Here is a 26,775-nt window from a genome sequence, read left to right as displayed (position 1 = left end):
CTGCCACCTAAGCTGTCCGGGATGAGCAGGCACGCGTTCACTTCCGCCGAGCGGCGCGCTGTCTACCGGGCCATCGCCGAGCGCCGTGACATGCGCCGCTTCGTGCCGAACAGCGCCGTCTCCGAGGACGTGCTCGCCCGGCTTCTGCACGCCGCGCACGCCGCGCCCAGCGTCGGGCTGATGCAGCCGTGGCGGTTCATCCGAATCACCGATCCCCGGCTGCGCAGGCAGATCCACCGGCTGGTCGACGAGGAGCGGGTGCGCACCGCGGACGCGCTGGGGTCGCGCAGCGACGAGTTCTTGGCGCTGAAGGTCGAGGGGATCCTGGAGTGCGCAGAGCTTTTCGTGGTGGCGCTCGGTGACGGCCGCGATGCGCACGTGTTCGGCAGGCGCACGCTGCCACAGATGGACCTGGCCTCGGTGTCGTGCGCGATCCAGAACATGTGGCTGGCGGCCCGCGCCGAAGGGCTGGGCATGGGCTGGGTGTCGATCTTCGAGCCCGCCCGGCTCGCCGGACTGCTCGACATCCCAGACGGCGCCGAACCGGTGGCGATCCTCTGCCTCGGGCCGGTCCCCGACTTTCCGGACCGGCCCGCGCTCGAACTCGACGACTGGGCACATGCCCGCCCGTTATCCGAGTTCGTCTCCGAGAACCGGTGGCGACCCGCCGCATTAGGCTGGAGACATGGCTGACGCCGGTGCCGGACACATCGATCTGAACGCCGATCTGGGCGAGAGTTTCGGCGTGTGGCAGTTCGGCGACGACGCCGCCATGCTCGACATGGTCACCAGCGCCAACGTGGCGTGTGGCTTCCACGCCGGTGACGCCGCGACGCTGGCGCGCACGTGCCGCGCGGCCGTCGAGCGCGGGGTGCGCATCGGCGCGCAGGTCGGCTACCACGACCTCGCCGGGTTCGGTCGCCGGTTCATCGACGTCGCGCCCGAAGACCTCACCGCCGACGTCATCTACCAGATCGGCGCGCTGCAGGCGCTCGCGCAGGCGTCGGGATCGGCCGTGCGTTACGTCAAACCGCACGGTGCGCTGTACAACGCGATCGTCACCAACCGCCAGCAGGCCCGAGCGGTCGCCGAAGCGGTCTACACCGTCGACCGTGAACTGCCGGTGCTCGGCCTGGCCGGTTCGGCGTTCTTCGCCGAGGCGCAGGAGCTGGGGCTGCGCACGGTATCAGAGGCGTTCGCTGACCGCGCGTATCGCCCTGACGGACAACTTGTTTCGCGTCGTGAACGCAACGCGGTGCTGCACGATGTGGATCAGATCGCCGAGCGGGTGGCTTCGATGATCGCGACCGGGCGGGTGGACGCGGTCGACGGGTCGATGATCCCGGTCACCGTGGAATCGGTGTGCATACACGGGGATTCGCCGGGTTCGGTGCAGATCGCGAACGCGGTCCGGGCGCGGCTGCTCAAAGAGGGTGTGGAGCTTCGGGCGTTTTCGTGAGCGCGCAGTCCCGGCATTTTCCGCCGTCGGACGTGCGGTCATCGCCGGGGTCGGCGAGCGGTTCGGGATGCTGCTCCACGACGACCCGGTACGGATTCGCCGTCGCCTTTGCGCAGTGATATTGCCACACGCTCGTCTGGCGTCATCGCACCCCAGACACCGTGCGGTTCCCTGGCCGCCACCGCATGGCGCAGGCATTCCCGGCGAACCAGGCACGCCGCGCAGATGTGCTTTGCGTACTCCTCGCGCGCGGCTTTGCGCCTGCCGCGCTCCCGATCGGGCACAAAGAAGATCGCGGTGGACATGCCGCGGCAGCGCGCATGACGCTGCCAGTCCAGATCCTGACGATGTGCGGACATCGGCCTCCTTCCCTCGGCACTAATGTAAACGATAATCGTTTTCAATAGTGGGCCGGGTCCGTGCCGGGCGGGTGCCGCATAGAGTTGCATCATGCGTCTCAAGCCCGGGCGTCCGAAGCTGACCGACTACACGCAGTACTTCGACGCGCCCGCGGCAAGCGTGGATTCGGCGCTGACCGTCACCTGGGCCGGGGTCGCCACGCTGCTCGTGGACGACGGCCGATCCGCGGTGATGACCGACGGCTTCTTCTCCCGGCCCGGGCTGGCGGAACTGGGCCTGCGCAAGCTGTCCCCGTCGACGCCGCGCATCGACGGTTACCTGGCGCGCATGGGCGTGGACCGCCTCGACGCCGTGCTGCCCGTACACACCCACTACGACCACGCGATGGACAGCGCCGTCGTCGCCGAGCGCACCGGCGCCAGGCTGGTGGGCGGGACGTCGACCGCACAGGTCGGGCGTGGCGGGCGGCTGCCCGAGGAGCGCCTGACGGTCGTCGCGTCCGGCGAGACGGTAGCCCTCGGCGGCTATGACGTCACGCTGATCGAGAGCCGGCACAGCCCGCCCGACCGGTTCCCCGGCGTCATCACCGCACCGGTGGTGCCGCCGGTAAAGGTGTCGGCATACCGGTGCGGCGAGGCGTGGTCGACGCTGCTGCACCATCGGGAATCGGGCCGTCGCCTGCTGATTCAGGGCAGCGCCGGCTTCGTTCCCGCAGCGCTGGCCGGCCAGCGCGCCGACGTGGTGTGCCTGGGCGTCGGGCAACTCGGTCTGCAGCCGGAGCGCTATCTGGTCGACTATTGGACCGAGACCGTGCGTGCCGTCGGCGCCCGCCGCGTGCTGCTGATCCACTGGGACGACTTCTTCCGTCCGTTGCACAAGCCGTTGCGCGCACTGCCGTACGCCACCGACGATCTGGATTTCTCGATGCGGGTGCTGTCGCGGCTTGCCGCCGACGACGGCGTGAACCTGCACCTGCCGACGCTCTGGCAGCGCAGCGATCCGTGGATCTGACGCTGGCGCTGCTCGCGCTGGTCGTCGTGGTGACCTTTGCGGCTGTACGCCCGCACAAGTGGCCCGAGGTGATCGTCGCGCTGCCCGCGGTGGCAATGCTGATCGGGTTCGGGGTGATCTCGGTTTCCGACGCGATCGCGGAGGTCAAAAGCCTGTTGCCGGTGGTCGGCTTTCTCGCCGCCGTGCTGGTGCTGGCCCGGCTCTGCGACGACGAAGGCGTCTTCCGCGCCGCAGGAGCGGTGATGGCGCGCACCGGCGCCGGTAGCCAGAATCGGCTTTTCGCAAAGGTTTTCGTGGCCGCGGCGATGACCACCGCGGTGCTGAGCCTGGACGCGACGGTCGTCCTTCTCACGCCTGCGGTGTTGGCGACGGCGCGCATGCTTGCCGTACCGCCCAAAGCGCACGCCTACGCCACGGCGCACCTGGCCAACAGTGCCTCACTGCTTCTTCCTGTGTCGAACCTGACGAACCTGTTGGCGTTCACCGCGGCCGGGATCTCGTTTCTACATTTCACCGCCGTCATGGCACTGCCCTGGCTGGCGGCGATAGCCGTCGAATTCCTCATGCTGCGCTGGATTTTCGCCGCCGAGCTTTCGGTCCCGGCTACACCCGCGGTGGCTGATCAGACGGTGCGCGTTCCGGTGCTGCCGCTGCTGATACTGGGATTGACGTTACTCGGTTTCGGTGTCGTCTCGACGCTGGGATTCTCGCCGGCGTGGGCCGCGCTTGCCGGGGTGGTGGTGCTCGCGGCTCATGGTCTGGTGCGGCGCACCAGTAGTGTGCGCGGCATGGCGGCGGCGGCCGATGTGCCGTTCCTGGTGTTCGTGCTGTGTCTGGGTGTGGTGGTCGACGCCGTGATCGTCAACGGCTTGGGGGCCGCGATGCGCGATGTGCTGCCGACCGGTCACGGCCTGGCGGCGCTGTTGGCAATCGCGGTGGTGGCCGCGGTGTTGTCCAACATGGTCAACAACCTGCCTGCCGTGCTGGTGATGCTGCCGCTGGTGTCGTCGCCCGCGGCGGTGCTGGCCGTGTTGGTCGGCGTGAACATCGGACCGAACCTGACATACATCGGGTCACTGGCCAACCTGCTGTGGCGCAGCGTCGTCCGTCACGAAATACCGGTTCGTGCAGGGCAATTCAGCCGCATCGGGCTGTGCACGGTGCCGCTCACCCTGGTGGTTTCGGTGCTGGCCCTGTGGGTGAGCATCGAGCTGTTCGGCGTGTGACTCCTTGTGCCGGGATAACTCAGCCGCGGCGTTGGCGGGCGATCTCGGCCAGCACCACACCGGCGGCCACCGACGCGTTCAGCGACTCCGTCGGCCCGGCCATCGGAATGGAGACCACCGTGTCGCAGTTCTCCCGCACCAGGCGCGACAGCCCCTTACCCTCCGAGCCGACCACCACCACGATCGGCCCGGCGCCGTCGAGCTCGTCGAGCGTGGACGTCCCGCCGGCATCCAGGCCGACGACCTGCAGGCCCGCGTCGGCCCAACCCTTCAGCGTCCTGGTCAGGTTCGTCGCCCGCGCCACCGGCAGCCGGGCCGCAGCGCCTGCGCTGGTGCGCCACGCCACCGCCGTGACCGACGCCGACCTTCGCTGCGGGATCAGCACACCGTGCCCACCGAAGGCGGCGACCGAGCGCACGATCGCGCCGAGGTTGCGGGGATCGGAGATATTGTCCAGCGCCACCAGCAGCGCAGGTGAACCGTCGGCCGTCGCGGCGGCCAGCAGATCGTCGGGATGGGCGTAGACGTAGGGCGGCACCTGCAGCGCCAAACCCTGATGCAGCCCGTTGGCGGCGATGCGGTCGAGGTCATGGCGCGGCACCTCGAGGATCGAGATCCCCGAATCCGCGGCGATGCGAACGGATTCGGTCAACCGCTCGTCGGCCTCCGCGCCGAGCGCGACGTACAACGCGGTGGCGGGAACCCCGGCGCGCAGGCACTCCAGCACCGGGTTACGGCCCAGCACGACCTCGGTGTCGTCGGTCTTGCGGGTGGGACGCCGGGTGGCTTTGGCGGCCCGTTTGGCGGCGGGATGGTTGGGCCGCATGTGTGCGGGCGGGGTGGCGCCGCGGCCTTCCAGACCGCGCCTGCGCACCCCGCCGGAACCGACCGTTGGCCCCTTTTTGGTTCCCGGTTTGCGCACTGCGCCCCGGCGCCGCGAATTTCCCGCCATCTACTTGGTATACCCGTCGAGCAGCGACCACTGTGGCCCGTCGGCGGTGTCGGTGACCTCGATGCCAGCCTCCTTGAGCCGGTCGCGGATCGCGTCGGCCTCCGCCCAGTCCTTGCGCGCCCTGGCGTCTTCCCTGCGCTGAATCTCGGCCGCTACCAGCACCTCGACGGCCCGCAGCGCGGCCGACGTCTCGTCCTTGGATTGCCAGCGCTCGTCGAGCGGGTCGGCGCCGAGGATGCCCAGCATCGCCCGGATCGACTCGGCTTGGGCGAGCGCGGCGTCGTGGTCGCCCGCGTCCAACGCCCGGTTGCCCTCCGCGCGAGCGGCGTGCACTTCGGCCAGTGCCGCGGGCACCGCCAGGTCGTCGTCGAGCGCGGCGGCGAACGCCGGTGTCCACTGGCCTGGTGCGACCGCGCCGACGCGGTGTTGCACGCGATGCAGGAAGTCCTCGATCCCGGTGTAGGCCCGCGCCGCGTCGGCCAGCGCGGCCTCGGAGAACTCCAGCATCGAGCGGTAGTGCGCGCTGCCCAGGTAGTACCGCAACTCAGCGGCCCGGACCCGTTGCAGCACAGCCGGAATCGCCAACACGTTGCCCAGCGATTTACTCATCTTCTCCCCGCCCATGGTGACCCAGCCGTTGTGTAGCCAGTACCGGGCGAAGCGGTCGCCTGCGGCCTCCGCCTGCGCGATCTCGTTCTCGTGATGCGGGAACACCAGGTCCATACCGCCTGCGTGGATGTCGAACTCGGCGCCGAGATAGGCCTCGCACATCGCCACGCACTCGGTGTGCCAGCCTGGCCTGCCCCGGCCCCACGGCGTCGGCCAGGACGGCTCACCGGGTTTGGCGCCCTTCCACAGCGTGAAGTCGCGTTGGTCGCGCTTGCCGCTGGCCACCCCCTCGCCCTGGTGCACGTCGTCGATCCGGTGGCCGGACAACTTGCCGTATTCGGGCTGGCTGAGCACGTCGAAGTACACGTCGCCGCCGCTGGCGTAGGCGTGGCCGCGGTCGATCAGCCGCTCGATCAGCTCGACCATCTGCGTGATGTGGCCGGTGGCGCGCGGCTCGGCCGACGGTGGAAGCACCCCCAGCGCGTCGTAGGCGGCCGTGAACGCCCGCTCGTAGGTGGCGGCCCACTCCCACCATGGGCGGTCCGCATCGGCGGCCTTGGTGAGGATCTTGTCGTCGATGTCGGTGACGTTGCGGATGAACGCGACGTCGTAGCCCTTGGCCATCAGCCAGCGCCGCAGTACGTCGAACGCCACCCCGCTGCGGACGTGCCCGATGTGTGGGAGGCCCTGCACGGTCGCCCCGCACAGGTAGATCGACACGTGCCCCGGCGTGATCGGCACGAAATCGCGCACGCCACCGGTCATGGTGTCGTGGAGCCGCATGACGGAGGCTCCCGCGCGATTGGTCACGACGCGCCAGCTTACCGGCCTATTTGTCCAGATCCCGAATCGGCCGTCGGGCCGCCATGGTCGGTGACGACCAGGGCCGTGGCGATCGCGGCCAGACCTTCGCCGCGCCCGGTCAGGCCGAGGCCGTCCGTCGTCGTCGCCGACACCGATACCGGGGCACCCAGCAGCTCCGAGAGCAACTTCTGCGCCTCGGCGCGTCGCGGGCCCACCTTGGGTTGGTTACCGATCACCTGGACCGCGGCATTGCCGACACGGAAGCCGGCATCCACGAGGAGTCCGCGCACATGGCGCAGCATGTCCACCCCGCTGACCCCGCGCCATTGCGGCCGGTCGGTGCCGAAAACCGCGCCGATGTCGCCCAGTCCGGCCGCCGACAACAGCGCGTCGCACAACGCATGCGCGGCCACGTCTCCATCGGAGTGGCCGGCGCATCCGTCGGCGTCATCAAACAACAGGCACAGCAGTCGGCACGGCCGTCCGGCCTCGATCGGGTGAACGTCGGTGCCGAGCCCGATTCGGGGCAGGCCGTTCGCCGACATCTCAGCCGTCAGGAGGCGGCGGCCAGAACCTCGTCGAGAATGCTCGAAGCCTTGGCGTCATCGGTGTTCTCGGCCAACGCAAGCTCGCCGACCAGGATTTGCCGCGCCTTGGCCAGCATCCGCTTCTCGCCTGCGGACAGACCACGTTCCTGGTCCCGACGCCACAGGTCACGAACCACCTCGGCGACCTTGTTGACATCACCGGAAGCCAGCTTCTCGAGGTTGGCCTTGTACCGGCGCGACCAGTTGGTCGGTTCTTCGGTGTGCGGAGCGCGGAGCACCTGAAAGACCTTGTCCAGGCCTTCCTGGCCGACCACGTCACGCACCCCGACGTATTCCGCGTTCTCGGCGGGCACTCGAACCGTGAGGTCCCCTTGGGCAACCTTCAAGACGAGGTATTCCTTTTGTTCGCCTTTAATGGTCCGGGTTTCAATCGCCTCAATCAACGCAGCACCGTGGTGGGGATAGACAACGGTGTCTCCGACCTTGAAAATCATCAGTTTCGAGCCCCTTTCACATCTCAATGTTAGCACGGAGCCAAGACACGCGTGCACCAACTGCGCAGGTCAGGGGCACCGCAGGTGTTGATCAGGGCTTGACAGGGTGATGAATACGTGCAAGGCCGCGAGCCGTCAGCGGTGCGGGGCGGGTAGCTGTCGGGACTTTCCGAACGCGGCTTTGCGGTAACTGAGGACGCCGAGTGCCACCTCTGCTACCGCCCGCTTCGCGCACCTACTACTGTGCATAGTCGAATCCCGCGACCGCGTTCGGTCGCCTCGACGGTCGAGCAGGAGGCACGTGTGGACCGCTTCAAACTGGCCGCTTACGGGCTGGCCGCCGCCGTCCTAGTCGGTGGGGCGCTCAGCGGCTGTGGCGCCGGGCAGATATCCCAGACCGCAACGCAGGAGCCCGCCGTCAACGGCACCAGCGCCAACATCGGCCCCATCGCACTGCGCAACGTCCACCTGCGGGCCACCCAGACCTCGGACTACGTTCAGCCCGGCACCGACGTCGAGTTGCTGTTCCAGGCGTCCAACCCGTCACCGGAGGTCGAGGACAAACTCTTGTCCGTCAGCTCCGAGGTCGGTTCGGTGACGCTGACCGGTGACACCACCCTGCCTGCCAGCGGTGTGCTGATCGTCGGCGCCCCGGATGGACAGACCACACCGCTGGAGAGCGTGGAAGCCGCCGAGGCCGCGGAGGCCAGCGTGTCGCTGACCAAGCCGATCACCAACGGGCTGACCTACGAATTCACGTTCACCTTCGAGAAGGCCGGCGAAGGCACCGTGCGGGTGCCGGTGTCGGCGGGCGAGTCCCCGCGCCGCGACGCCGTACAGGACTCCGCCGGCCACTCCGGCGGTCACTGACCGCACCGATCGGCGACACGGCAGCTCACCGGGGCGGATCTGTCGGTTCCCAGGGCTAACGTCACAGCGTGGCCAAAGCTCAGCGTTCTCAGTACCGCTGCTCGGAGTGCCACCACCTGACCCCCAAGTGGGTGGGCCGCTGCCCGGAGTGCGAAACCTGGGGCACCGTCGACGAGGTGGCCGCGCTGGCCGCGATCAGCGGCGCACCTGCGCGACGCGCGGTCGCACCTACCTCACCGGCTGTGCCGATCAGCTCCATCGACCCCGGCCGCACCCGCCACTTCCGCACCGGGGTCGCCGAACTCGACCGGGTGCTCGGCGGCGGGCTGGTGCCGGGTTCGGTGACGCTGCTGGCCGGTGATCCGGGCGTCGGCAAGTCCACCCTGCTGCTCGAGGTCGCACACCAGTGGGCGGCTGCGGGTAAGCGGGCGCTGTATCTGTCGGGTGAGGAGTCGGCCGGCCAGATCCGGATGCGTGCCGAACGCACCGGCTGCACGCACGACGAGGTATACCTGGCCGCCGAATCGGATCTGTCGACGGCGCTGGGCCACATCGAGGCGGTGCAACCCAGCCTGGTGGTCGTCGACTCGGTGCAGACCATGTCGACCACCGAGGCCGACGGCGTCACCGGCGGCGTCACCCAGGTGCGCGCGGTCACCACCGCGTTGACTCAGCATGTCCGGCTGGCCGCTACGACATCCGGCGTCGCGCTGATTCTGGTCGGCCACGTCACCAAGGACGGGGCGATCGCCGGGCCGCGCTCGCTGGAACATCTCGTCGACGTCGTGTTGCACTTCGAGGGTGACCGCGCGTCGCCGCTTCGCATGGTGCGCGGTGTCAAGAACCGGTTCGGCGCGGCCGACGAGGTCGGTTGTTTCCTGTTGCACGACAACGGAATCGAAGGTGTCGCCGATCCGTCCGGATTGTTCCGCGACCAACGACCCAAACCGGTGGCGGGCACCGCGATCACGGTGACGCTCGACGGCAAACGCCCGCTGATCGGTGAAGTGCAGGCGCTCATCGGCCCGGCCGCCAACGGGACGGCGCGCCGCGCGGTCAGCGGCATCGACTCCTCGCGCGCCGCGATGATCACCGCCGTGCTCGACAAACACGCGCACCTGGCGATCAGCGGCCACGACATCTACCTGTCCACGGTCGGCGGCATGCGACTGACCGACCCGTCCGCGGATCTGGCGGTGGCCTTCGCCATCGCGTCGTCGTCGATGAACCTGCCGGTGCCCGCCGCCGTCGTCGCCATCGGTGAGGTCGGGCTGGCCGGTGACCTCCGGCGCGTCACCGGAATGGATCGCCGGATGGCCGAGGCCGCGCGGTTGGGCTTCACCCGGGCCGTGGTGCCGCCCGGCGTGACGTCCGTGCCTGCCGGGCTGCGCGCGATTGCCGCCGACAACATCGGCGCGGCATTGCGAGTTTTGCGGGACATCAGCAAAGATGGCGGATAACGGCGGCCGATCCTAGGAGGGGACGATGGCCGTGAAAGCGGGCGGCCGGTCTGGGCGCACTGTGGTGCCGTTGGCCAGACCCACCATGCGCGAGACGCTGGCACGGCTCGCCCCAGGTACCGCGCTGCGCGACGGGCTGGAACGCATCCTGCGCGGCCGTACCGGCGCCCTGATCGTGATCGGGTACGACGACAGCGTCGAAGCCATCTGCGACGGCGGCTTCTCACTCGACGTCCGCTACGCTCCGACGCGGCTGCGCGAACTGTCCAAGATGGACGGTGCCGTGGTGCTCACCAGCGACGGCAGCCGCATTCTGCGGGCAAACGTGCAGCTGGTGCCCGACCCGTCGATCCCGACCGAGGAATCCGGCACCCGGCACCGGTCCGCCGAGCGCACGGCCATCCAGACCGGATATCCGGTGATCTCGGTCAGCCATTCGATGAGCATCGTGACCGTCTACGTCGCCGGTGAACGTCACGTGGTTCCCGATTCGGCGACCATCCTGTCGCGCGCCAACCAGACCATCGACACCCTGGAGCGTTACAAGACCCGCCTCGACGAGGTCAGCAGGCAGCTGTCGACGGCGGAGATCGAGGACTTCGTGACGCTGCGCGACGTGATGACGGTGGTGCAGCGGCTCGAGATGGTGCGCCGGATCAGCCTGGAGATCGACGCCGACGTGGTCGAACTGGGCACCGACGGACGTCAGCTCAAGCTTCAGGTCGAAGAGCTGGTCGGCGACAACGACACCGCCCGCGAGCTGATCGTGCGCGACTATCACGCCAATCCGGATCCGCCGACCGCCGCCCAGGTGAGCGCCACACTGGAAGAACTCGACGCGCTGTCCGACAACGAGCTACTCGACTTCACCACGCTGGCAAGGGTTTTCGGTTACCCATCCACGATGGAGGCGCAGGACTCGGCGATGAGTTCGCGTGGCTACCGGGCGATGGCCGGCATCCCGCGGCTGCAGTTCGCCCACGTGGATCTGCTGGTGCGCTCGTTTGGTTCACTGCAGGGGCTGCTGGCCGCCAGCGCAGGGGACCTGCAGTCGGTGGATGGCATCGGGTCGATGTGGGCGCGCCATATCCGCGAGGGCCTTTCACAGCTGGCCGAATCCACGATCGCAGACCGGCTGGCCTGACCCAGCTCTACGCCACTACGTCCGACCGGCGGTTGTCAGCCCGCCGCGGGTGCCGGGCCGGGCAGCGGTGCGCCCTCGGCGTGCGGCACCTGGGCCTGTTCGGCCAGGATGAACGGCACCGTCGCCGACCGTAGATTGCCCAGCTGCACGACCAGGTTGTAGGTGCCCGGGCCGATCGGTTCGCGGGGCAGCGGACAGTTCGGCGCCGAACTCATCCCGGTCCAGGTCACCTCGGTGGTCACCTGCTCACCGGGCTGGAACGTCTTGACCAGCGTCTCGTTCGACGGTGCGCAGTCCAGGTTCGACCACAGCCGGTTGTTGTCCAACCCGTACACGTAGGCGGCCAGCACGGCGGCCCCGACGTCCCGCTTGCACGAGACCAGGCCGATGTTGGTGACGACCATCGTGAACTTGGGCTGATCGCCGACGACGTACTGGGGTTGGTTGGTGATGCCCTTGACCGCGAGCGTCGAGTCCGGGCAGTCGTCGCCCTCGTTGAGCACCGGCGGCGGGGTGACCGCCGCGGTCGGCGTCGGTGTCGGCGGCGGTGCCGCCTGCGGCGGAGGCATGACGGGAGACTTGACTTCGGGGTTCTCGCCCGGCAGCGGTGTCGGCGCGGCCTCGGGGACCGACTGCTCGGCGTTCGCGGTGTCCGTCGACCCGGTGTTGGCGACGATCGCCACCACGATGGCAGAGATCACGCCGATGACCAGCACCGCCAAGCCAAGCGCCAGCGCCCTGCGCCGCCAGTAAATCTGCGGAGGTAGCGGGCCTTGCGGATCCAGATCGAGCACAGCTTCACGGTAAGCCCAGGTCACGCCTAGTTGTCCCAGGCGCCCCGGCGTGTCGCGTCTCAGGCTTCGCCGATGTCGCCCAGGTGGTCCCGCAACCCGACCCGTCCGTCGGCCAGGTGGTAGGTGGCGCCGACGATCGCCAGCGTGCCTGCAGCCACCCTTTCGGCGATCGTCGTCGAGCGTGCCATCAACTGCGCGCCGGTCTCGGTGACGTGGCGGGCTTCGAACTCGTCGACCCTGGTAAGCCCGTCACGACGGCCCAGCAGGATCGACGGCATGACCCGCTCGACGATGTCGCGGACGTAACCGCCGGGCACCACACCCTCGTCGAGGGCCGCGAGCGTCGCCTTGACCGCCCCGCAACTGTCGTGGCCGAGCACCACGATCAGCGGCACGTCGAGCACCGCGACGGCGTACTCGACCGAGCCGAGCACAGCCGCGTCGATGACGTGTCCGGCCGTGCGCACCACGAACATGTCGCCCAGTCCCTGGTCGAAGATCAGCTCGGCGGCCACCCGGCTGTCCCCGCACCCGAACACCACCGCGGTGGGCGTCTGGGTCTCGGCCAGGCCGGCGCGGTGCTCGACACCCTGGCTCGGGTGCACCGGTTTGCCCGCCACGAACCGCTCGTTACCTTCTTTGAGTGCTTTCCATGCGGTTATCGGGCTGGTATGCGGCATGAGCCTTATTGTGCCCCAACTGCTCGAATGGTATGACGGCGCCCGTCGGGATCTGCCGTGGCGGCGCCCCGACGTGACGCCCTGGCAGGTTCTGGTCAGCGAGTTCATGCTCCAGCAGACGCCTGTCGCGCGGGTGCAGCCGGTTTGGGAAGCGTGGGTGGCGCGCTGGCCGACGCCCTCGGCGACGGCCGCGGCCAGCGCCGCAGATGTCTTGCGGGCGTGGGGCAAACTCGGCTATCCGCGTCGTGCCAAACGGCTGCACGAGTGCGCAACGGTGATCGCAGCCGAATACGACGACGTGGTCCCCGCCGACGTCGAAACCCTTCTGGCACTGCCGGGAATCGGCGCCTACACCGCGCGTGCCGTCGCGTGCTTTGCCTACCGGCAGCGGGTTCCTGTCGTCGACACCAACGTCCGCCGGGTCGTGACGAGGGTGATCCACGGCCACGCAGACGCGGCCGCCTCGGTGCGCGACCTCGCCGACGTGGCGGCCCTGTTGCCCGAAGGCGATGCCGCGCCGACGTTTTCGGTTGCGCTGATGGAGTTCGGCGCGACGGTGTGTACCGCCCGCGCGCCGCGGTGCGGCGGGTGCCCGCTGAGCACATGCGCCTGGCGTGCTCGCGGATATCCGGCCCCGAGCGCCCCAGCGCGACGCCCGCAGCGGTATGCCGGCACCGACCGTCAGGTCCGCGGCCGGTTGCTGGACGTGTTGCGCAGCAGCGACTCACCAGTCACCCGGGCGCAGTTGGACGTGGTGTGGCTCAGCGACACCGCCCAACGCGACCGTGCCCTGGACTCGCTGCTGGTCGATGGGCTGGTGGAGCAGACCGCCGACGGCCGCTACGCGCTTGCCGGAGAAGGTGATCCGTGATGCATCGGGCAGATCAGGCGGTGGCCGCTTCCCCGCAGGCGAACCGGCGCCGGTAGTCCGACGGCGTCACCCCGATGATCCTGCGGAAGTGGTGGCGCAGCAGCGTCGCGGTGCCGAAACCCGAACGCTCGGCGATCCTGTCGACGTCGAGGTCGGTCTCCTCGAGCAGTCGGCGGGCGTACAACACCCGTTGGTCGGTGACCCACTGCATGGGCGTGCGCCCGGTCTCCTCGACGAACCGCCGGGCGAACGTGCGAGCCGACATGTGCGCGCGCGCAGCCAACGTCGCAACCGTATGCGGATGATCGAGGTTGGTGATGATCCAATCAAGATGCGGGGCAAAGCGTTCCGAACATCGGACCGGGATAGGCTGATCGATGTACTGACGCTGACCGCCGTCGCGCTGCGGGGCCACCACCATGCGGCGGGCGATCTTGTTGGTCACCTCGCTACCAAGCTCGCGGCGCACCAGATGCAGGCATGCGTCGATACCGGCCGCGGTGCCCGCGCTGGTGATGAGGTTGCCGTCGTCGACGAACAACACGTTGCGGTCGACTTTCGCCGTCGGGTACTGGCGGGCGAGGTCGTCGGCGTGCATCCAGTGCGTGGTGCAGGGCCTGCCGTCGAGCAGACCGGCCGCACCTGCGACGAACGCCCCCGAGCACACCGTGAGGATGATCGACCCGGCCTCGGCTGCGGTCCTGACCGCGGCCAGGGCCTCGGGTAGATACTCCGAGCCGCCGATCGCCGGAATGGCCACCAGGTCCGCCCCGATCAGGTCGTCGAGGCCGTGATCGGGCGTCAGCGTCGCACCCACTGAGGTGGCAAGCGGCCGTCCCGGCTCGGGCCCGCAGACCTTGAAGTCGAAGTTCGGCACGCCGTCAGCGGACCGATCGATGCCGAAGACCTCGCAGATGACGCCGAACTCGAAAACCGCTAGACCGTCCAACACCAGCGCGGATACGCTTTTCAATGCCATGGCAGCATTTTATCTCAACATGTCCTTACTGCCACTGTTGGCGGGATATTTGTTGCCGGAGGATTACTGCCATGACCGAAGCGCTGAGCCGCCTGTTATCTCAACTGCGTCTCCACGAGGTATGGATGTCCGTGTTGACCTCCGGTCGGGCCTACGGATCCGATCCGGCTGACGACCGTGACCGGGCGCGCGTGGAACACGACCTGGACGCGGTGCGCAGCCGCTTCGAACGCCAACCCACCTGGCCGAGTTCAGGGGCGTTGGGCGAGCGACGCTAGAAACGACTGCACCGCCTGCTGGTAGACGCGCGGCGCGTCGTCGTGCACCAGATGACCCGCATCCGGAACAGCCAGATATGTGGTCTGCCAACCGGTTTCAGCCATTCGGCGCATCTGCCCTGGCGGCGTGACGGAGTTTGCCGCCTCGATCAACAACGCGGGCGCGCGCACCGCGTTCCACTCGCGCCAGTAGTCCCGGGTGCCCCATTCTGCGGCGATCTCGATCCACCTCTTCGGCTGCCCGTGCAGTCGCCACCCGGTCGCCGTGCGGTCGAACGCCTCGAGGAAATACTGGCCGGCGATCGGCCCGAACTCGTCGTAAACCCGTTGTGCCGACTCGAATTCCACCGGCAAGGCGTGCACCCACGGCTCCCAGGGCCCGGTGGTGCGGCCACGGAAGTCAGGCGCCATGTCCTCGACGACCAGCGCCTCGACCAGGTCCGGGTGCGTGGCGGCCAGACACCACGCGTGCAACGCGCCCATCGAATGCCCGATCATCACCGCGGGCCTGCCGACCTCGGCCACCGCGTCACCGAGGTCGGACACGAACCGCTCGGTGCTGATCGGGTGCGGATCGGCGACGTCGCGGCCCCGGTGCCACAACGCGTCGTAGGTGTACACCTCGCCCCAGCGGGTCAGCCACGGCAGCTGGCGAGACCAGGTGCTGCCCCGCCCCATCAGGCCGTGCACCAGCACCAGGGGGCGGCCCTTCCCACCGCGAGACGTCAAGAGCATGCCGACATCATCACGCCTCGGAACGCCCGGCACCCATTCGGTAGCCTGATTCGCATGCCGAGCCAAAACCCCGTGGTGAAGATCAACGCAATCGAAGTCCCTGCCGACGCGGGTCCCGAACTGGAGAAACGGTTCGCTCACCGCGCCCACGCCGTCGACAACCAGCCCGGTTTCCTCGGCTTTCAGCTGCTTCGCCCCGTCAAGGGCGAGGACCGCTACTTCGTGGTGACCCAGTGGGAGTCCGAAGAGGCTTTCCAGGCCTGGGCAACCGGCCCTGCCATCGAGGCGCACAAGGGCCAGCAGGCCAACCCGGTAGCCACCGGCGCATCCCTCCTGGAGTTCGAGGTCGTCCTTGACGTTGCGGGTGGCAGCAAATAGCGGCACGCCTGACCCGCGCCGCGCGACGGGCCTAGCGGTCGCGGTCACCCTCGTGGTCGCGATGGCCGGATGCGGCCAGAGCGCTCCGCCACCGGCCGACGCGGCGTACGGCGTGCCGATCGAGATCAACACACCGCAGGGTCTGCGGGCCAAGCAGACCATGGACATGCTGAACTCGGACTGGCCGATCGGCGAGGTGGGTGTGCGCACCCTGGCCGCACCCGACGAGGTCGACGACATCGCAGTGCAACTCGACAAGATCTGGTGGGACCGGCCGTTCACCGTGGCTAACGTCGACATCGGTGCGGGACAGGCGACGCTGGACGTGGTGACGTCCTATGGCGTCGAGCAGGAGATCACCCTGCGCACCGACGACGCGGGCCTGGTGGATCGGTTGGAGGTGGCGCTGCAGCCGCCGAAGATCGACACGTGGTCAGACATCGACGACGAGCTGACGAAGTCCGGGGCACGTTATTCCTACCAGGTCGCCAAAGTGGACCTCGACGCCCGCGAGTGCACTGTGGTCGCCGGAACCAACACCGACCTTTCGCTGCCGCTTGCGTCGATCTTCAAACTGTATGTGCTGCTTGCGGTTGCCGATGCGGTCGAAGAAGGCACGCTGGACTGGACCGACTCGCTCACCATCACCGAGGACGTCAAGGCCCTCGGCTCGTCCAACCTCGAGGACCTTCCGCCCGGGGCGCAGATATCGGTGAGAACCGCTGCCCAGCAGATGATCTCGGCAAGCGACAACATGGCCACCGACCTGCTCATCGGACGGCTGGGACCAGGTGCTGTCGAACGGGCCCTGATCACCGCAGGCCATCACGATCCGGCGAGCATGACCCCGTTCCCGACGATGCGCGAGCTGTTCTCGGTCGGATGGGGCGAACCCGATCTGCGTGAACAGTGGAAGAGCGCATCCCCCGAGGGCCGCGCCGCCCTGCTGAGACAAACCAATTCGCGTCCGTATCAACCGGATCCGGAGCGCACCCACACCCCGGCGTCCGAGTTCGGCGCGGAGTGGTACGGCAGCGCCGAAGACATCTGTCGAGTGCACGCCGCGTTGCAGGCGGGGGCGGTGGGCAAAGCGGCGCCGGTGAAGGACATCATGGCCGCGATCCCCGGGATCGACCTGGACCGCTCCAAGTGGACCTACGTCGGCGCCAAGGCGGGAAACCTGCCGGGGGACCTGGCGTTCAGTTGGTACGCCGTCGACCGCACCGGGCAACCGTGGGTGGTCAGCTTCCAGCTCAACTGGCCGCGTTTCCGCAGCCCCACCGCGGCGGGTTGGCTCCTGTCGATCGCTCACCGGGCCTTCGACCTGGCGCCGATCGGCTGACCTACCGACCCGACCGCAGCGTCCACGCGTGCCCGCGGTAATGCATGACCGTGCGGCTCACCGGTGCAATATCGATGCGCCAGAACGACTTCGGTGGCGCCTCCAGTGCGGTGAGAACGGCGGCGCGGACCACCGCGGGGTGGGTCACCGCGACCAGCCGGCCGCGACGCTCGGGCAGGCCGTCCATCCAGTCCCGCACCCGTTCGACCAGCTCGACGACGGTTTCACCGCCGTGCGGCGCCCTGCTCGGATCCGTCAACCAGATCGCCAGGTCGTCCGGGGCCAACCGACCAAGCACATCGCCTCGCCAGCGGCCGCAGTCGAGGTCGCAAAGCCGCGGTTCGACCGACGCCTGCAGGCCGAGCAACTCCGCGGTCTGGCGGGTCCGCTTCTCGGGGCCGCAGAACGCGGCGTCAACGGCGCCCAGATCGGTCGACACGTCGATCTGCCGGTGGCCGAGCGAGTTCAGCGACTCGTCGGTGGGAAATCGCCCGGCCGCCGTCGCGTCGGTCATGGCGTGGGAGACCAGGGTCAGCCGGACGACTTCGGTCATGCCGGGATGGAATTCTCCCGCCGTCTGGACTCCAGCAGCCGGGCCGCCATCGCACCGAACGCCAGCGCGATCGTCGCGTACAACACGATCTGGGTGCCCAGCGAGTAGAGCCGGAACTCGTAGAGGTCGTCGGCGGGGAACCCTTCGTAGACGATGTTGCCCGCGGCGTCGAGCTGCGGGCCCGGCGTCTCGTCGATGGTCGGCAGGATCAACATCACCACGGCGACCGCCAGCACGTAGCCACCGGCGGCGACCAGCGCCGCGTTCCACGCACTCATCCGGTCGGCCAACCGGCGTCCCAGATAAACCGCGCCCACCAGCAGCGCGGCGGAGACCGCGACCATCAGCAGGTACAGCAACGTGCGCTGGCGGATCGTCTCGTCCAGGCTCAACGCGGGCGGGCTCGGCGGATACTTCAGCGCGGGAACGACAAAGAGGCTCAGCAGCATTCCGCCCGCAACGTATAACGACAGCAGGCGCGCGGAGATGTCACCCACGCGTCCGTACGTCACCGCGAACACCACCGCGAACAGCGCGCCGATCGCGACACTGAACGCCAGTACGCCAAAACCCATGCCGATGTTGGCCTGCACGCCGCGGGTGAACCCTTCGAAACCGCCACCACCGTGGTGATGCCCGGCGTGTGCGTGGGCACCCTCCAGCGCCTCCTGCGCGGCGCCAATGCCCTCTTCGTAGCCGATCGCCCGTTCGATCACCGGTTCCACGAAGATCCGGGCGAAGACGAACGCGAACAACCCGGCCAGGGCGCCGGCCAGTACACCGCGCCCGATTATCTGCTTTTCCATTGTTTTCCGTGCTCGACCAGTGCCGGCGATCAGTGGCAGGGGAAGCCGAGCAGGTGGCGGGCGTCGTGCACGAACTCGTGGATGAGGGTGTTGTTGCCGAACACCGACGTCGCGCCCTGATCCATCCCGACGAAGTAGATCACCAGCAGCGCGAAGAACGCGGTCAGGGTCAGCCAGGCCACCGCCTTGGCTGCCGAGAAGTCGATAGCGGGGACGACTGTCCTGCGGGCCTCAGAAGAGGTCATGTCGGTGTCCTTTCGGGGATTTCGCGTCCCGGTTCAAGGTGGACGACAGGCGTCGGGTCTGACTTGACACAGTGGCGCGACCGTTCTGGATTCTCACCAGATTCCTCTGCCTGCGATTACATCGCACATCCTATGCAATCGCTCGGTGAATGGAGACCCGGGAGCGCAAAAACCCCCGAACCGAGGTTCGGGGGCCTTCGCGCTATGAGGTTATTCGGCCACGCTGGTCGCGCCCGCCGCGCCGGCTTGGGCCAGGTCGGGCTCTTCCACCTTGGCCGGCTTCTTGGTGCCGGTGAAGGTGAACACCGCGTCCTCGCCGGCACCCTCGCCGTCCCAGTTCTCGACGTCGACGGTGACGAGCTGGCCGGGTCCGATCTCGTCGAACAGGATCTTCTCCGACAGCTGGTCCTCGATCTCGCGCTGGATGGTGCGCCGCAGCGGCCGGGCGCCCAGCACCGGGTCGAACCCGCGCTTGGCCAGCAGCGACCTGGCCCTGTCCGTCAGCGTCATCTCCATGTCCTTGGCCTTGAGCTGAGTCGAGACCCGACCGATCATCAGGTCGACCATCCGCACGATCTCGTCCTGCGTCAGCTGGTGGAAGACGATGATGTCGTCGATGCGGTTGAGGAACTCGGGGCGGAAGTGCTTCTTCAGCTCGTCGTTGACCTTCTGCTTCATCCGCTCGTAGTCGTTCTCACCGCCGCCCTGGGAAAAGCCCAGCCCGACCGCCTTGGAGATGTCCGACGTGCCCAGGTTGGACGTGAAGATCAGCACGGTGTTCTTGAAGTCCACCGTGCGACCCTGACCGTCGGTCAGCCGGCCGTCCTCGAGGACCTGCAACAGGCTGTTGTAGATCTCCTGGTGGGCCTTCTCGATCTCGTCGAAGAGCACCACGGAGAACGGCTTGCGGCGCACCTTCTCGGTGAGCTGGCCGCCCTCCTCGTAGCCGACGTAGCCCGGAGGGGCACCGAACAGCCGCGAGGCGGTGAACCGGTCGTGGAACTCGCCCATGTCGATCTGGATCAGCGCGTCGTCGTCGCCGAACAGGAAGTTGGCCAGCGCCTTGGACAGCTCGGTCTTCCCGACCCCGGACGGGCCGGCGAAGATGAACGAACCGGACGGCCGCTTGGGATCCTTCAGCCCGGCGCGGGTGCGCCGGATCGCCTTGGAGACGGCCTTGACGGCGTCCTCCTGGCCGATGATCCGCTTGTGGATCTCTTCTTCCATGCGCAGCAGCCGAGTGGTTTCCTCCTCGGTCAGCTTGAACACCGGGATACCGGTCCAGTTGCCGAGCACCTCGGCGATCTGCTCGTCGTCGACCTCGGCGACCACGTCGAGATCACCTGAGCGCCACTGCTTCTCGCGCTCGGCACGCTGAGCGACCAGCTGCTTCTCCTGGTCACGCAGCCGGGCGGCCTTCTCGAAGTCCTGCGCGTCGATCGCCGACTCCTTCTCGCGGCGCGCGTCGGCGATCTTCTCGTCGAACTCACGCAGATCAGGCGGCGCGGTCATCCGGCGGATCCGCATCCGGGCGCCGGCCTCGTCGATCAGGTCGATCGCCTTGTCGGGCAGGAAGCGGTCGTTGATGTAGCGGTCGGCCAGCGTCGCCGCGGCCACCACCGCACCGTCGGTGATCGAGACCCGGTGGTGGGCCTCGTAGCGGTCGCGCAGGCCCTTGAGGATCTCGATGGTGTGCTCGACCGTCGGCTCGCCGACCTGCACCGGCTGGAAGCGGCGTTCCAGTGCGGCGTCCTTCTCGATGTACTTGCGGTACTCGTCGAGCGTGGTGGCGCCGATGGTCTGCAGCTCGCCGCGCGCCAGCTTCGGCTTGAGGATGCTGGCGGCGTCGATGGCGCCCTCGGCGGCACCTGCACCCACGAGCGTGTGCAGCTCGTCGATGAACAGGATGATGTCGCCGCGAGTGTTGATTTCCTTGAGCACCTTCTTCAGGCGCTCCTCGAAGTCACCGCGATACCGGCTGCCTGCTACCAGCGAGCCGAGGTCAAGCGTGTAGAGCTGCTTGTCCTTCAGCGTCTCGGGCACCTCGCCGTGCACGATCGCCTGCGCGAGCCCCTCGACGACGGCGGTCTTGCCGACGCCGGGCTCACCGATCAGCACCGGGTTGTTCTTGGTGCGCCGGCTGAGCACCTGCATCACCCGCTCGATTTCCTTCTCGCGTCCGATGACCGGATCGAGCTTGCCCTCCATCGCGGCCGCGGTCAGGTTGCGGCCGAACTGGTCGAGCACCAGCGAAGTGGACGGGTTGCCCGCCTCACCGCCGCGGCCACCGGTGCCGGCCTCCGCGGTCTCCTTGCCCTGGTAGCCGCTCAGCAGCTGGATGACCTGCTGACGCACCCGGGTCAGCTCGGCACCCAACTTCACCAACACCTGGGCCGCCACACCTTCGCCCTCACGGATCAGCCCGAGCAGAATGTGCTCGGTGCCGATGTAGTTGTGGCCGAGCTGCAGCGCCTCGCGCAGGCTCAGCTCCAGCACCTTCTTGGCGCGGGGGGTGAAGGGGATGTGTCCGGACGGCGCCTGCTGACCCTGGCCGATGATCTCCTCGACCTGGCTGCGCACGCCTTCGAGCGAGATGCCCAGCGACTCCAGCGACTTCGCCGCTACACCTTCGCCCTCGTGAATAAGTCCCAACAGGATGTGCTCGGTGCCGATGTAGTTGTGGTTGAGCATCCGGGCCTCTTCTTGAGCCAGGACGACGACCCTGCGGGCACGGTCGGTAAATCTCTCAAACATCGGTGGTTACCTGCTCTCCATCACATAGGTACGGTGCCGCCCGCCCCGAAAGGCTCCGGAAACGCACTGCACCTGCCGTCCACTCTAATGGGCGGGACTCCCCGGTGCCCCGTCCGGCGGTCTGCTGTGAGCGGACAACCGGAATACCTATCCCCACCTCGGCTGGTTACCCGGTGGCTACCGGTTAGCAACGCCTGGGCGGGCGGATTCGATTCCGCGATCGCAGCACGGCGGGTTCGCGTGCGGCGAACAGGCGTACCGGCGGGCTACCCGCAGAGTTGAGCAGCGGTTACAGGGCGTTCGGGCAATTTCTCGATACTTCTTGATATGTAGCCGGCTACGTCGCCGCGTGGAACGCGTCGATGACATCGGCAGGGATCCGGCCGCGGGTCGACACGTTGTGTCCGTTGCGTCGCGCCCACTCCCTGATCGCGGCGCTTTGCTCGCGATCGATCGCCGCACGGCCGCGGCCCGATCCGGCCGAGCGGCCGCGCCGGCGACCACCGACGCGGCGACCGGCTTCCACCCATTGCTTCAAGTCGTTGCGCAGTTTCGCGGCATTCTTGGAAGAAAGGTCGATCTCGTAACTCACACCGTCAAGGCCGAATTCGACGGTCTCATCGGCTGCGCCTTCGCCGTCGAAATCGTCGACCAACGTGACGGTCACTTTCTTCGCCATTTGCTTACGCCCTTCTACTTGAGAACTAGATTGTTACATTAGTTCTCGAACCCTGGAACCAATCTGCCATATGTATGGGCCCCATTCAACACGTTCTGAAATCGAACCGGTTCACGCACCGTGACGTCGAACAATCGGGAACAAAACAGTCTCTCGAATCGACAGGCCGGTCAATGCCATCATCAACCTATCGATACCCATTCCGGTACCGGTGGTCGGTGGCATCGCATACTCCAGCGCGGTGAGAAAATCCTCGTCGAGGGCCATTGCCTCGTCGTCTCCGGCGGCCGCCGCGCGGGCTTGTGCTTCAAACCTTTCGCGTTGGATTACCGGATCGATCAGTTCAGAGTAGCCGGTGGCGAGTTCAATCCGCCGCACATAGAGATCCCACTTTTCGGTGACACCCTCGATGCTGCGATGTGACCGGGTCAGCGGCGTGGTTTCGACAGGAAAGTCACGAACGAAGGTCGGCGCCCACAGGGTGTTACCGACGGTGTGTTCCCAAAGTTCCTCAACCAATTTTCCGTGCCCGTAGCCACGGTCGCGGGGAATCTCCACATCGAGTCGGTCCGCGATCTGCCATAACTTCTCGGCCGGAGTTTGGGGGGTGATCTCTTCCCCGAGTGCTTCTGACAGAGATGGATACATTTGCAGGGTCTGCCATTCACCATCAAGGTCATAGACGGTGCCATCCGGCAATGGCACCTTTCTGGTGCCGATCGCCTCGTCCGCGACTTCCTGAATAAGCTCACGGGTGACGATGGCGGAATCGTCATAGGTGCCATACGCCTGATATGTCTCGAGCATCACAAATTCCGGAGAATGCGTGGAATCCGCACCCTCGTTTCGGAACACCCGATTCAACTCGAAGACCCTCTCCAAGCCGCCCACGACAGCGCGCTTGAGGAACAGTTCCGGGGCGATTCGCAGATACAGATCGGCATCGAGCGCATTGGAATGGGTGACGAACGGCCGCGCGGCCGCACCACCGGCCAATGTCTGCAGCATCGGGGTCTCGACTTCCAGGAAACCGCGCCGCTCGAGCGCCGCTCGCAACGCCCTTATCACCGCTATCCGCTGCCGGGCGACCGTGCGCGCCTCGGGGCGCACGATCAAATCGACATAGCGCTGCCGCACCCGCATCTCTTCGCTGATTTCCTTATGCGCGACGGGCAGGGGACGCAGTGCTTTGGAAATGATTTGCCAGGAATCGGCGAGCACTGAAAGTTCGCCGCGCCGTGAGCTGATCACCTCGCCGTGCACGAAGACGATGTCGCCCAGGTCGACGTCGGATTTCCACGCGTCCAGGGACTCCTGACCGATGCGGTCGAAGCTGAACATCGCCTGCAGTTGGGTGCCGTCACCTTCCTGCAGTGTCGCAAAGCACAGCTTTCCGGCGTTGCGGGCAAAGATCACCCGTCCGGCGACGCCGACGAGCTGGCCGGTTTCGGTGTCGGCGGCCAGGTCGGGGTAGGCCTCGCGGATCTCGGCGAGCGTGTGGGTGCGGGGCACCTCGACCGGGTACGGATCTCGGCCCTCGGCCAGCAGCCGCTCACGCTTGGCCTGACGGATCCGGTACTGCTCGGGAAGGTCGGCGTCGGGAGTATCAGCTGAGGTCACGTCGTGCCAGCCTATCTGGCTTGTTTGAGGCGGCCCCGCTGGCTGTCGCGGTTGCGTTCGAACACCAGCCGCAGACCGCTCAACGTCAGATACCGGTCGTAGTGCTCGACGGTGCGCATATCGGGCAACAGCAGCGGTGCGCTGTGGCCGGTCGCCACCACCGTCACGTCGGCCCCCGAGAAGCCGTCCACATCGTCGCGGACCCGCTGCACCAGGCCGTCGACCAGCCCGGCGAACCCGAAAACGGCACCGGCCTGCATGCACTCCACGGTGTTCTTGCCGACCACCGACCGGGGCCGGGTCAGCTCGACGCGGCGCAGCGCCGCCGACCGGGTGGCCGAGGCATCCGAGGACACCTCGACGCCCGGGGCGATCGCCCCGCCGAGGAACTCGCCCTTGGCAGACACCACGTCGACGCAGATCGACGAGCCGAAGTCCACCACGATCGCCGCGGTGCCGTACTTGTGGAAGGCCGCCAGACAGTTGACGATGCGGTCGGCCCCGACTTCCTTGGGGTTGTCGACCAGAAGCGGGATGCCGGTACGCACCCCCGGTTCGATCAGCACGTGCGGGACGCTGGGCCAGTACTGGCCCAGCATCTCGCGCAGCTCGTGCATCACCGACGGCACGGTGGACAGCGCGGCCGCCCCGGTCAGATGTTCGGAGTCGTCACCGATCAGACCGTCGATGGTCAGCGCGAGCTCGTCGGCGGTTACCTCCGGTTCGGTGCGAATCCGCCAGTGGTGCACCACCTTTGCGTGGTCACCGGAACCAGAGATCAGGCCGACGACGGTGTGGGTGTTGCGAACGTCGATCGCGAGGAGCACACGATCACCGCGACGACATCAGTTCGGCCGCATCGGCCGGCACATGGGCGGGGTCGTGACCGAGGTCGACCGGCTTGTTGTCGGCGTCGACGAACACGATCCTGGGTTGATAGCGGCGTGCCTCGGCATCTTCCATCGTGCCGTAGGCGATCAGGATCACCAGGTCACCGGGGTGCACCAGATGGGCTGCGGCACCGTTGATCCCGATCACACCGCTGCCGCGCTCGCCGGTGATCGCGTAGGTCACCAGCCGGGCGCCGTTGTCGATGTCGACGATCGTGACCTGCTCACCCTCGAGCAGGTCCGCGGCGTCCATCAGGTCGGCGTCGATGGTGACTGATCCGACGTAGTGCAGATCGGCCTGCGTGACCGTCGCCCGGTGGATCTTGGATTTCAGCATGGTTCGTAACATCAATTCCTCCAAGGAAGTTCGTGCTCGTCGAACTCAACGTGCGGACCGGGGCCCGACGGCACCCCGATGTCGATGGCGATGTTGTCGAGCAGCCGGGTGCTGCCGAGCCGCGCGGCGACGAGCATGCGGCCCGCCCCCGTGGTCGGCGCGGGGCCCAGCATCGGGTCACGCACCTGCAGGTAGTCGATCTCGATGGCGCCCACCTCGTCGAGCACCGCGTGCGCGGCGTCCAATGCCGCGGCGGTTCCTTCCCCCGCCGCGTACATGCCCGCCAGCAGCGCCGCCGACAGCGCACCGGCCTGCTCGCGTTCCTCCTCGCTGAGGTAGTGGTTGCGCGACGACATCGCCAACCCGTCGGTTTCCCGCACGATCGAGACGCCGACGATCCCGACGTCGAGGTTGAAATCGGCGACCATCTGGCGGATCAGGACCAGCTGCTGGTAGTCCTTCTCGCCGAAGAACGCGCGGTCCGGATTGACGATGTTGAGCAACTTGAGGACCACCGTCAGCACACCACCGAAATGCGTTGGGCGCGAGGCACCTTCGAGTTCGGCACCGAGCGGCCCGGGCTGCACGCAGGTGCGGATGCCGTCGGGGTAGATGTCGTCGACGGTCGGGGTGAACGCGATCTCGACGCCTTCCCTGCCCAGTGCGGCGAGGTCGTCGTCCAGCGTGCGCGGATAGGCGTCGAGGTCTTCGTTCGCACCGAACTGCAGCGGGTTGACGAAGATCGACACGACCACCACGGCGCCCTGCACCCGTTTGGCGGCGCGGATCAGCGTCAGGTGCCCCTCGTGCAGAGCGCCCATCGTCGGCACCAGCATGACCCGGCGCCCGGTGGCGCGCAGCGCCTTGGTGACGGCCGCGACGTCGCGCGGGTTCTGGTAGACGTTCAACTGGCGCGCGGTGAACTGTGGTTTGCGTTCGGTCATGGGCGTCGCGCTTCCTGCAGCACCGTGAACACCTCGTCGGGAGCGTGGGCCCGCTGTGCGGTGCGCAGTGAATTGGCCCGATACGCCTGTGCCAGTTGCGGATCCATTTCGGTCAGGGCCAGCAGATGGCCGGCGAGGGCGGGTGCGTCGCCGCGGGCGACCGGACCGGTCAGCGCGGCCTGCCCGCGTTGCAGGGCGTTCTCCAGCGAGGCGCGCGCCAGCGGTCCGACGACGCGCTCCGCGATACCGCCCGGCGCGTTGCTGACGAGTTCCTGGCCGAGGAGTTCCTGACCCCACAGCGCCGAACGCAGCGCATCCACGGCATCCAGGACGACGGTGACCAGGTGATTGCTGGCATGGGCCAACGCCGCGTGATAGAGGGTGCGGGCATCTTCGCGCACGCGGAACGGCTCGCCGCCGATCTCGAGCACCAGCGACTGGGCGATCGCATAGCCCACCTCGTCGGCGGCGGTGATGCCGAAGCAGGTGTCGGGCAGCCGGTCGATGTCCTCGTCGGAGCCGGTGAACGTCATCGCCGGATGGATGGCCAGGGGTATACAACCCGTCTCGGTCAGCGGCGCCAGCACCGCCACCCCGTTGGCGCCCGACGTGTGCGCGACGATGGTGCCCGGCCGAACCGCCCCGGTGGCCGCCAGACCCGAGACCAGCCCGGCGAGCTCGGCGTCGGGAACCGTCAGCAACAACAGCTCGGCGCGTGCGGCGACCTCGTCTATCGGGGCCACCACGGTGTCGGGCAGCCGGCGCCGGGCGCGCTCGCGCGAGGCTTGCGAGATGGCGCTGCAGGCCACCACCACGTGCTCGGCGCGCTCCAACGCCACACCCAGCGCGGTACCCACGCGACCAGCGGAAATGATGCCGATCGTGAGCCGCGCGGGGCGGAATACGTCGGGCGTCCCCATGCAGCGACCTCGCTGAGTGTCAGAAGTGTGTAC

The 26,775-nt window shown here is 67.7% G+C and carries 30 protein-coding genes; 11 read left to right on the top strand and 19 right to left on the bottom strand.

What is annotated here, in order from left to right; translation table 11 throughout:
* Positions 1-21: 21 nt before the first annotated feature.
* Complete coding sequence (gene bluB, locus K3U96_RS03005; RefSeq protein ID WP_069405969.1) at positions 22-693, top strand: 5,6-dimethylbenzimidazole synthase; 672 nt, start codon at positions 22-24, stop codon at positions 691-693.
* A complete protein-coding gene (locus K3U96_RS03000) occupies positions 686-1,459 on the top strand; it encodes a LamB/YcsF family protein (protein ID WP_220692022.1) in 774 nt (257 codons plus the stop codon). The genes bluB and K3U96_RS03000 overlap by 8 nt, the downstream gene beginning before the upstream one ends.
* A gap of 38 nt (positions 1,460-1,497) precedes the next feature.
* On the opposite strand, the gene K3U96_RS02995 is transcribed toward K3U96_RS03000, so the two are convergent.
* Entirely contained in the window at positions 1,498-1,818 is a 321-nt protein-coding gene (locus K3U96_RS02995; RefSeq protein WP_220692021.1) for a WhiB family transcriptional regulator, read from the bottom strand.
* 91 nt (positions 1,819-1,909) lie between these two features.
* On the opposite strand from K3U96_RS02995, the gene K3U96_RS02990 reads away from it, so the two are divergent.
* Positions 1,910-2,830 carry an MBL fold metallo-hydrolase gene (locus tag K3U96_RS02990; protein WP_220692020.1) on the top strand — a complete coding sequence of 307 codons (921 nt, stop codon included), beginning with the start codon at positions 1,910-1,912 and terminating at the stop codon, positions 2,828-2,830.
* Complete coding sequence (locus tag K3U96_RS02985) at positions 2,821-4,056, top strand: SLC13 family permease (protein WP_220692019.1); 1,236 nt, start codon at positions 2,821-2,823, stop codon at positions 4,054-4,056. Before K3U96_RS02990 ends, K3U96_RS02985 begins: the two co-directional genes overlap by 10 nt.
* Before the next feature lie 19 nt (positions 4,057-4,075).
* Here K3U96_RS02985 and rlmB read toward each other — a convergent pair whose 3' ends face one another.
* From rlmB to carD, 4 genes are read right to left on the bottom strand one after another with little or no spacing between them, the layout of a single operon-like run.
* A complete protein-coding gene (gene rlmB / locus K3U96_RS02980; RefSeq protein WP_220692018.1) occupies positions 4,076-5,008 on the bottom strand; it encodes a 23S rRNA (guanosine(2251)-2'-O)-methyltransferase RlmB in 933 nt (310 codons plus the stop codon).
* The gene (gene cysS / locus K3U96_RS02975; protein WP_220693374.1) at positions 5,009-6,400 is read right to left on the bottom strand and encodes a cysteine--tRNA ligase; all 1,392 of its coding nucleotides are present in this window, start codon (positions 6,398-6,400) and stop codon (positions 5,009-5,011) included.
* A 38-nt stretch (positions 6,401-6,438) separates the two neighbouring features.
* On the bottom strand, positions 6,439-6,966 hold the full coding sequence (ispF, locus tag K3U96_RS02970; RefSeq protein ID WP_220692017.1) for a 2-C-methyl-D-erythritol 2,4-cyclodiphosphate synthase: 528 nt from the start codon (positions 6,964-6,966) through the stop codon (positions 6,439-6,441).
* Between the two features lie 8 nt (positions 6,967-6,974).
* Positions 6,975-7,463 (bottom strand): RNA polymerase-binding transcription factor CarD, encoded by a 489-nt coding sequence (gene carD, locus K3U96_RS02965; protein WP_046752935.1) that lies wholly within the window; start codon positions 7,461-7,463, stop codon positions 6,975-6,977.
* Positions 7,464-7,766: 303 nt separating this feature from the next.
* On the opposite strand from carD, the gene K3U96_RS02960 reads away from it, so the two are divergent.
* From K3U96_RS02960 to disA, 3 genes are all read left to right on the top strand, one after another.
* On the top strand, positions 7,767-8,333 hold the full coding sequence (locus tag K3U96_RS02960; protein ID WP_220692016.1) for a copper chaperone PCu(A)C domain-containing protein: 567 nt from the start codon (positions 7,767-7,769) through the stop codon (positions 8,331-8,333).
* Between the two features lie 68 nt (positions 8,334-8,401).
* The gene (gene radA / locus K3U96_RS02955) at positions 8,402-9,793 is read left to right on the top strand and encodes a DNA repair protein RadA (RefSeq protein WP_220692015.1); all 1,392 of its coding nucleotides are present in this window, start codon (positions 8,402-8,404) and stop codon (positions 9,791-9,793) included.
* Between the two features lie 25 nt (positions 9,794-9,818).
* Positions 9,819-10,937: a DNA integrity scanning diadenylate cyclase DisA gene (gene disA / locus K3U96_RS02950; RefSeq protein WP_220692014.1), complete on the top strand. Its 1,119-nt coding sequence runs from the start codon at positions 9,819-9,821 to the stop codon at positions 10,935-10,937.
* 35 nt (positions 10,938-10,972) lie between these two features.
* On the opposite strand, the gene K3U96_RS02945 is transcribed toward disA, so the two are convergent.
* Entirely contained in the window at positions 10,973-11,731 is a 759-nt protein-coding gene (locus K3U96_RS02945; protein WP_205871051.1) for a hypothetical protein, read from the bottom strand.
* A 59-nt stretch (positions 11,732-11,790) separates the two neighbouring features.
* Positions 11,791-12,411, bottom strand: coding sequence for a carbonic anhydrase (locus tag K3U96_RS02940; RefSeq protein ID WP_069405952.1), 621 nt, complete (start codon positions 12,409-12,411; stop codon positions 11,791-11,793).
* Here K3U96_RS02940 and K3U96_RS02935 point away from each other — a divergent pair.
* Positions 12,410-13,282, top strand: coding sequence for an HhH-GPD family protein (locus tag K3U96_RS02935; protein ID WP_069405951.1), 873 nt, complete (start codon positions 12,410-12,412; stop codon positions 13,280-13,282). The genes K3U96_RS02940 and K3U96_RS02935 overlap by 2 nt on opposite strands.
* A 13-nt stretch (positions 13,283-13,295) precedes the next feature.
* Here the strand turns inward: K3U96_RS02935 and K3U96_RS02930 are convergent, their stop codons facing one another.
* Positions 13,296-14,261 (bottom strand): GlxA family transcriptional regulator, encoded by a 966-nt coding sequence (locus K3U96_RS02930; RefSeq protein ID WP_220692013.1) that lies wholly within the window; start codon positions 14,259-14,261, stop codon positions 13,296-13,298.
* Positions 14,262-14,332: 71 nt separating this feature from the next.
* Between K3U96_RS02930 and K3U96_RS02925 the strand changes: the two genes are divergently transcribed.
* Positions 14,333-14,539, top strand: a complete 207-nt coding sequence (locus K3U96_RS02925) for a hypothetical protein (RefSeq protein WP_220693716.1) — start codon at positions 14,333-14,335, stop codon at positions 14,537-14,539.
* On the opposite strand, the gene K3U96_RS02920 is transcribed toward K3U96_RS02925, so the two are convergent.
* Positions 14,513-15,274: an alpha/beta fold hydrolase gene (locus K3U96_RS02920; protein WP_220692012.1), complete on the bottom strand. Its 762-nt coding sequence runs from the start codon at positions 15,272-15,274 to the stop codon at positions 14,513-14,515. The genes K3U96_RS02925 and K3U96_RS02920 overlap by 27 nt on opposite strands.
* Before the next feature lie 54 nt (positions 15,275-15,328).
* On the opposite strand from K3U96_RS02920, the gene mhuD reads away from it, so the two are divergent.
* Together mhuD and K3U96_RS02910 are read left to right on the top strand one after the other, a co-directional pair.
* Complete coding sequence (gene mhuD, locus K3U96_RS02915; protein ID WP_069405947.1) at positions 15,329-15,652, top strand: mycobilin-forming heme oxygenase MhuD; 324 nt, start codon at positions 15,329-15,331, stop codon at positions 15,650-15,652.
* Between the two features lie 61 nt (positions 15,653-15,713).
* Entirely contained in the window at positions 15,714-16,994 is a 1,281-nt protein-coding gene (locus K3U96_RS02910; protein WP_220693373.1) for a serine hydrolase, read from the top strand.
* 1 nt (position 16,995) lies between these two features.
* Here K3U96_RS02910 and K3U96_RS02905 read toward each other — a convergent pair whose 3' ends face one another.
* The 10 genes from K3U96_RS02905 to K3U96_RS02860 form a co-directional block, all read right to left on the bottom strand.
* Positions 16,996-17,547 carry a histidine phosphatase family protein gene (locus K3U96_RS02905; RefSeq protein WP_220692011.1) on the bottom strand — a complete coding sequence of 184 codons (552 nt, stop codon included), beginning with the start codon at positions 17,545-17,547 and terminating at the stop codon, positions 16,996-16,998.
* Positions 17,544-18,353 carry a CbtA family protein gene (locus K3U96_RS02900; protein ID WP_220692010.1) on the bottom strand — a complete coding sequence of 270 codons (810 nt, stop codon included), beginning with the start codon at positions 18,351-18,353 and terminating at the stop codon, positions 17,544-17,546. The genes K3U96_RS02905 and K3U96_RS02900 overlap by 4 nt, the downstream gene beginning before the upstream one ends.
* A gap of 29 nt (positions 18,354-18,382) precedes the next feature.
* A complete protein-coding gene (locus tag K3U96_RS02895; RefSeq protein WP_069405829.1) occupies positions 18,383-18,598 on the bottom strand; it encodes a CbtB domain-containing protein in 216 nt (71 codons plus the stop codon).
* 210 nt (positions 18,599-18,808) lie between these two features.
* Positions 18,809-21,352 carry an ATP-dependent protease ATP-binding subunit ClpC gene (clpC1, locus tag K3U96_RS02890; protein ID WP_069405830.1) on the bottom strand — a complete coding sequence of 848 codons (2,544 nt, stop codon included), beginning with the start codon at positions 21,350-21,352 and terminating at the stop codon, positions 18,809-18,811.
* A 337-nt stretch (positions 21,353-21,689) separates the two neighbouring features.
* Positions 21,690-22,031 carry a histone-like nucleoid-structuring protein Lsr2 gene (lsr2, locus tag K3U96_RS02885; RefSeq protein WP_059101678.1) on the bottom strand — a complete coding sequence of 114 codons (342 nt, stop codon included), beginning with the start codon at positions 22,029-22,031 and terminating at the stop codon, positions 21,690-21,692.
* 111 nt (positions 22,032-22,142) lie between these two features.
* The gene (gene lysS / locus K3U96_RS02880; protein WP_069405831.1) at positions 22,143-23,651 is read right to left on the bottom strand and encodes a lysine--tRNA ligase; all 1,509 of its coding nucleotides are present in this window, start codon (positions 23,649-23,651) and stop codon (positions 22,143-22,145) included.
* Positions 23,652-23,662: 11 nt separating this feature from the next.
* The gene (locus K3U96_RS02875; protein WP_069405832.1) at positions 23,663-24,478 is read right to left on the bottom strand and encodes a type III pantothenate kinase; all 816 of its coding nucleotides are present in this window, start codon (positions 24,476-24,478) and stop codon (positions 23,663-23,665) included.
* A 4-nt stretch (positions 24,479-24,482) separates the two neighbouring features.
* On the bottom strand, positions 24,483-24,890 hold the full coding sequence (gene panD / locus K3U96_RS02870) for an aspartate 1-decarboxylase (protein ID WP_069405833.1): 408 nt from the start codon (positions 24,888-24,890) through the stop codon (positions 24,483-24,485).
* Positions 24,890-25,822: a pantoate--beta-alanine ligase gene (panC, locus tag K3U96_RS02865; RefSeq protein WP_220692009.1), complete on the bottom strand. Its 933-nt coding sequence runs from the start codon at positions 25,820-25,822 to the stop codon at positions 24,890-24,892. Before panC ends, panD begins: the two co-directional genes overlap by 1 nt.
* The gene (locus tag K3U96_RS02860; protein ID WP_069405835.1) at positions 25,819-26,742 is read right to left on the bottom strand and encodes a Rossmann-like and DUF2520 domain-containing protein; all 924 of its coding nucleotides are present in this window, start codon (positions 26,740-26,742) and stop codon (positions 25,819-25,821) included. Before K3U96_RS02860 ends, panC begins: the two co-directional genes overlap by 4 nt.
* Between the last annotated feature and the right edge of the window lie 33 nt (positions 26,743-26,775).

This window comes from Mycolicibacterium holsaticum DSM 44478 = JCM 12374, assembly GCF_019645835.1.
In the GTDB taxonomy this organism is placed as follows: Bacteria; Actinomycetota; Actinomycetes; order Mycobacteriales; family Mycobacteriaceae; genus Mycobacterium; species Mycobacterium holsaticum.
The sequence above is the reverse complement of the archived record's forward strand: the minus strand, read 5'-3'. Positions and strand labels throughout refer to the sequence as shown.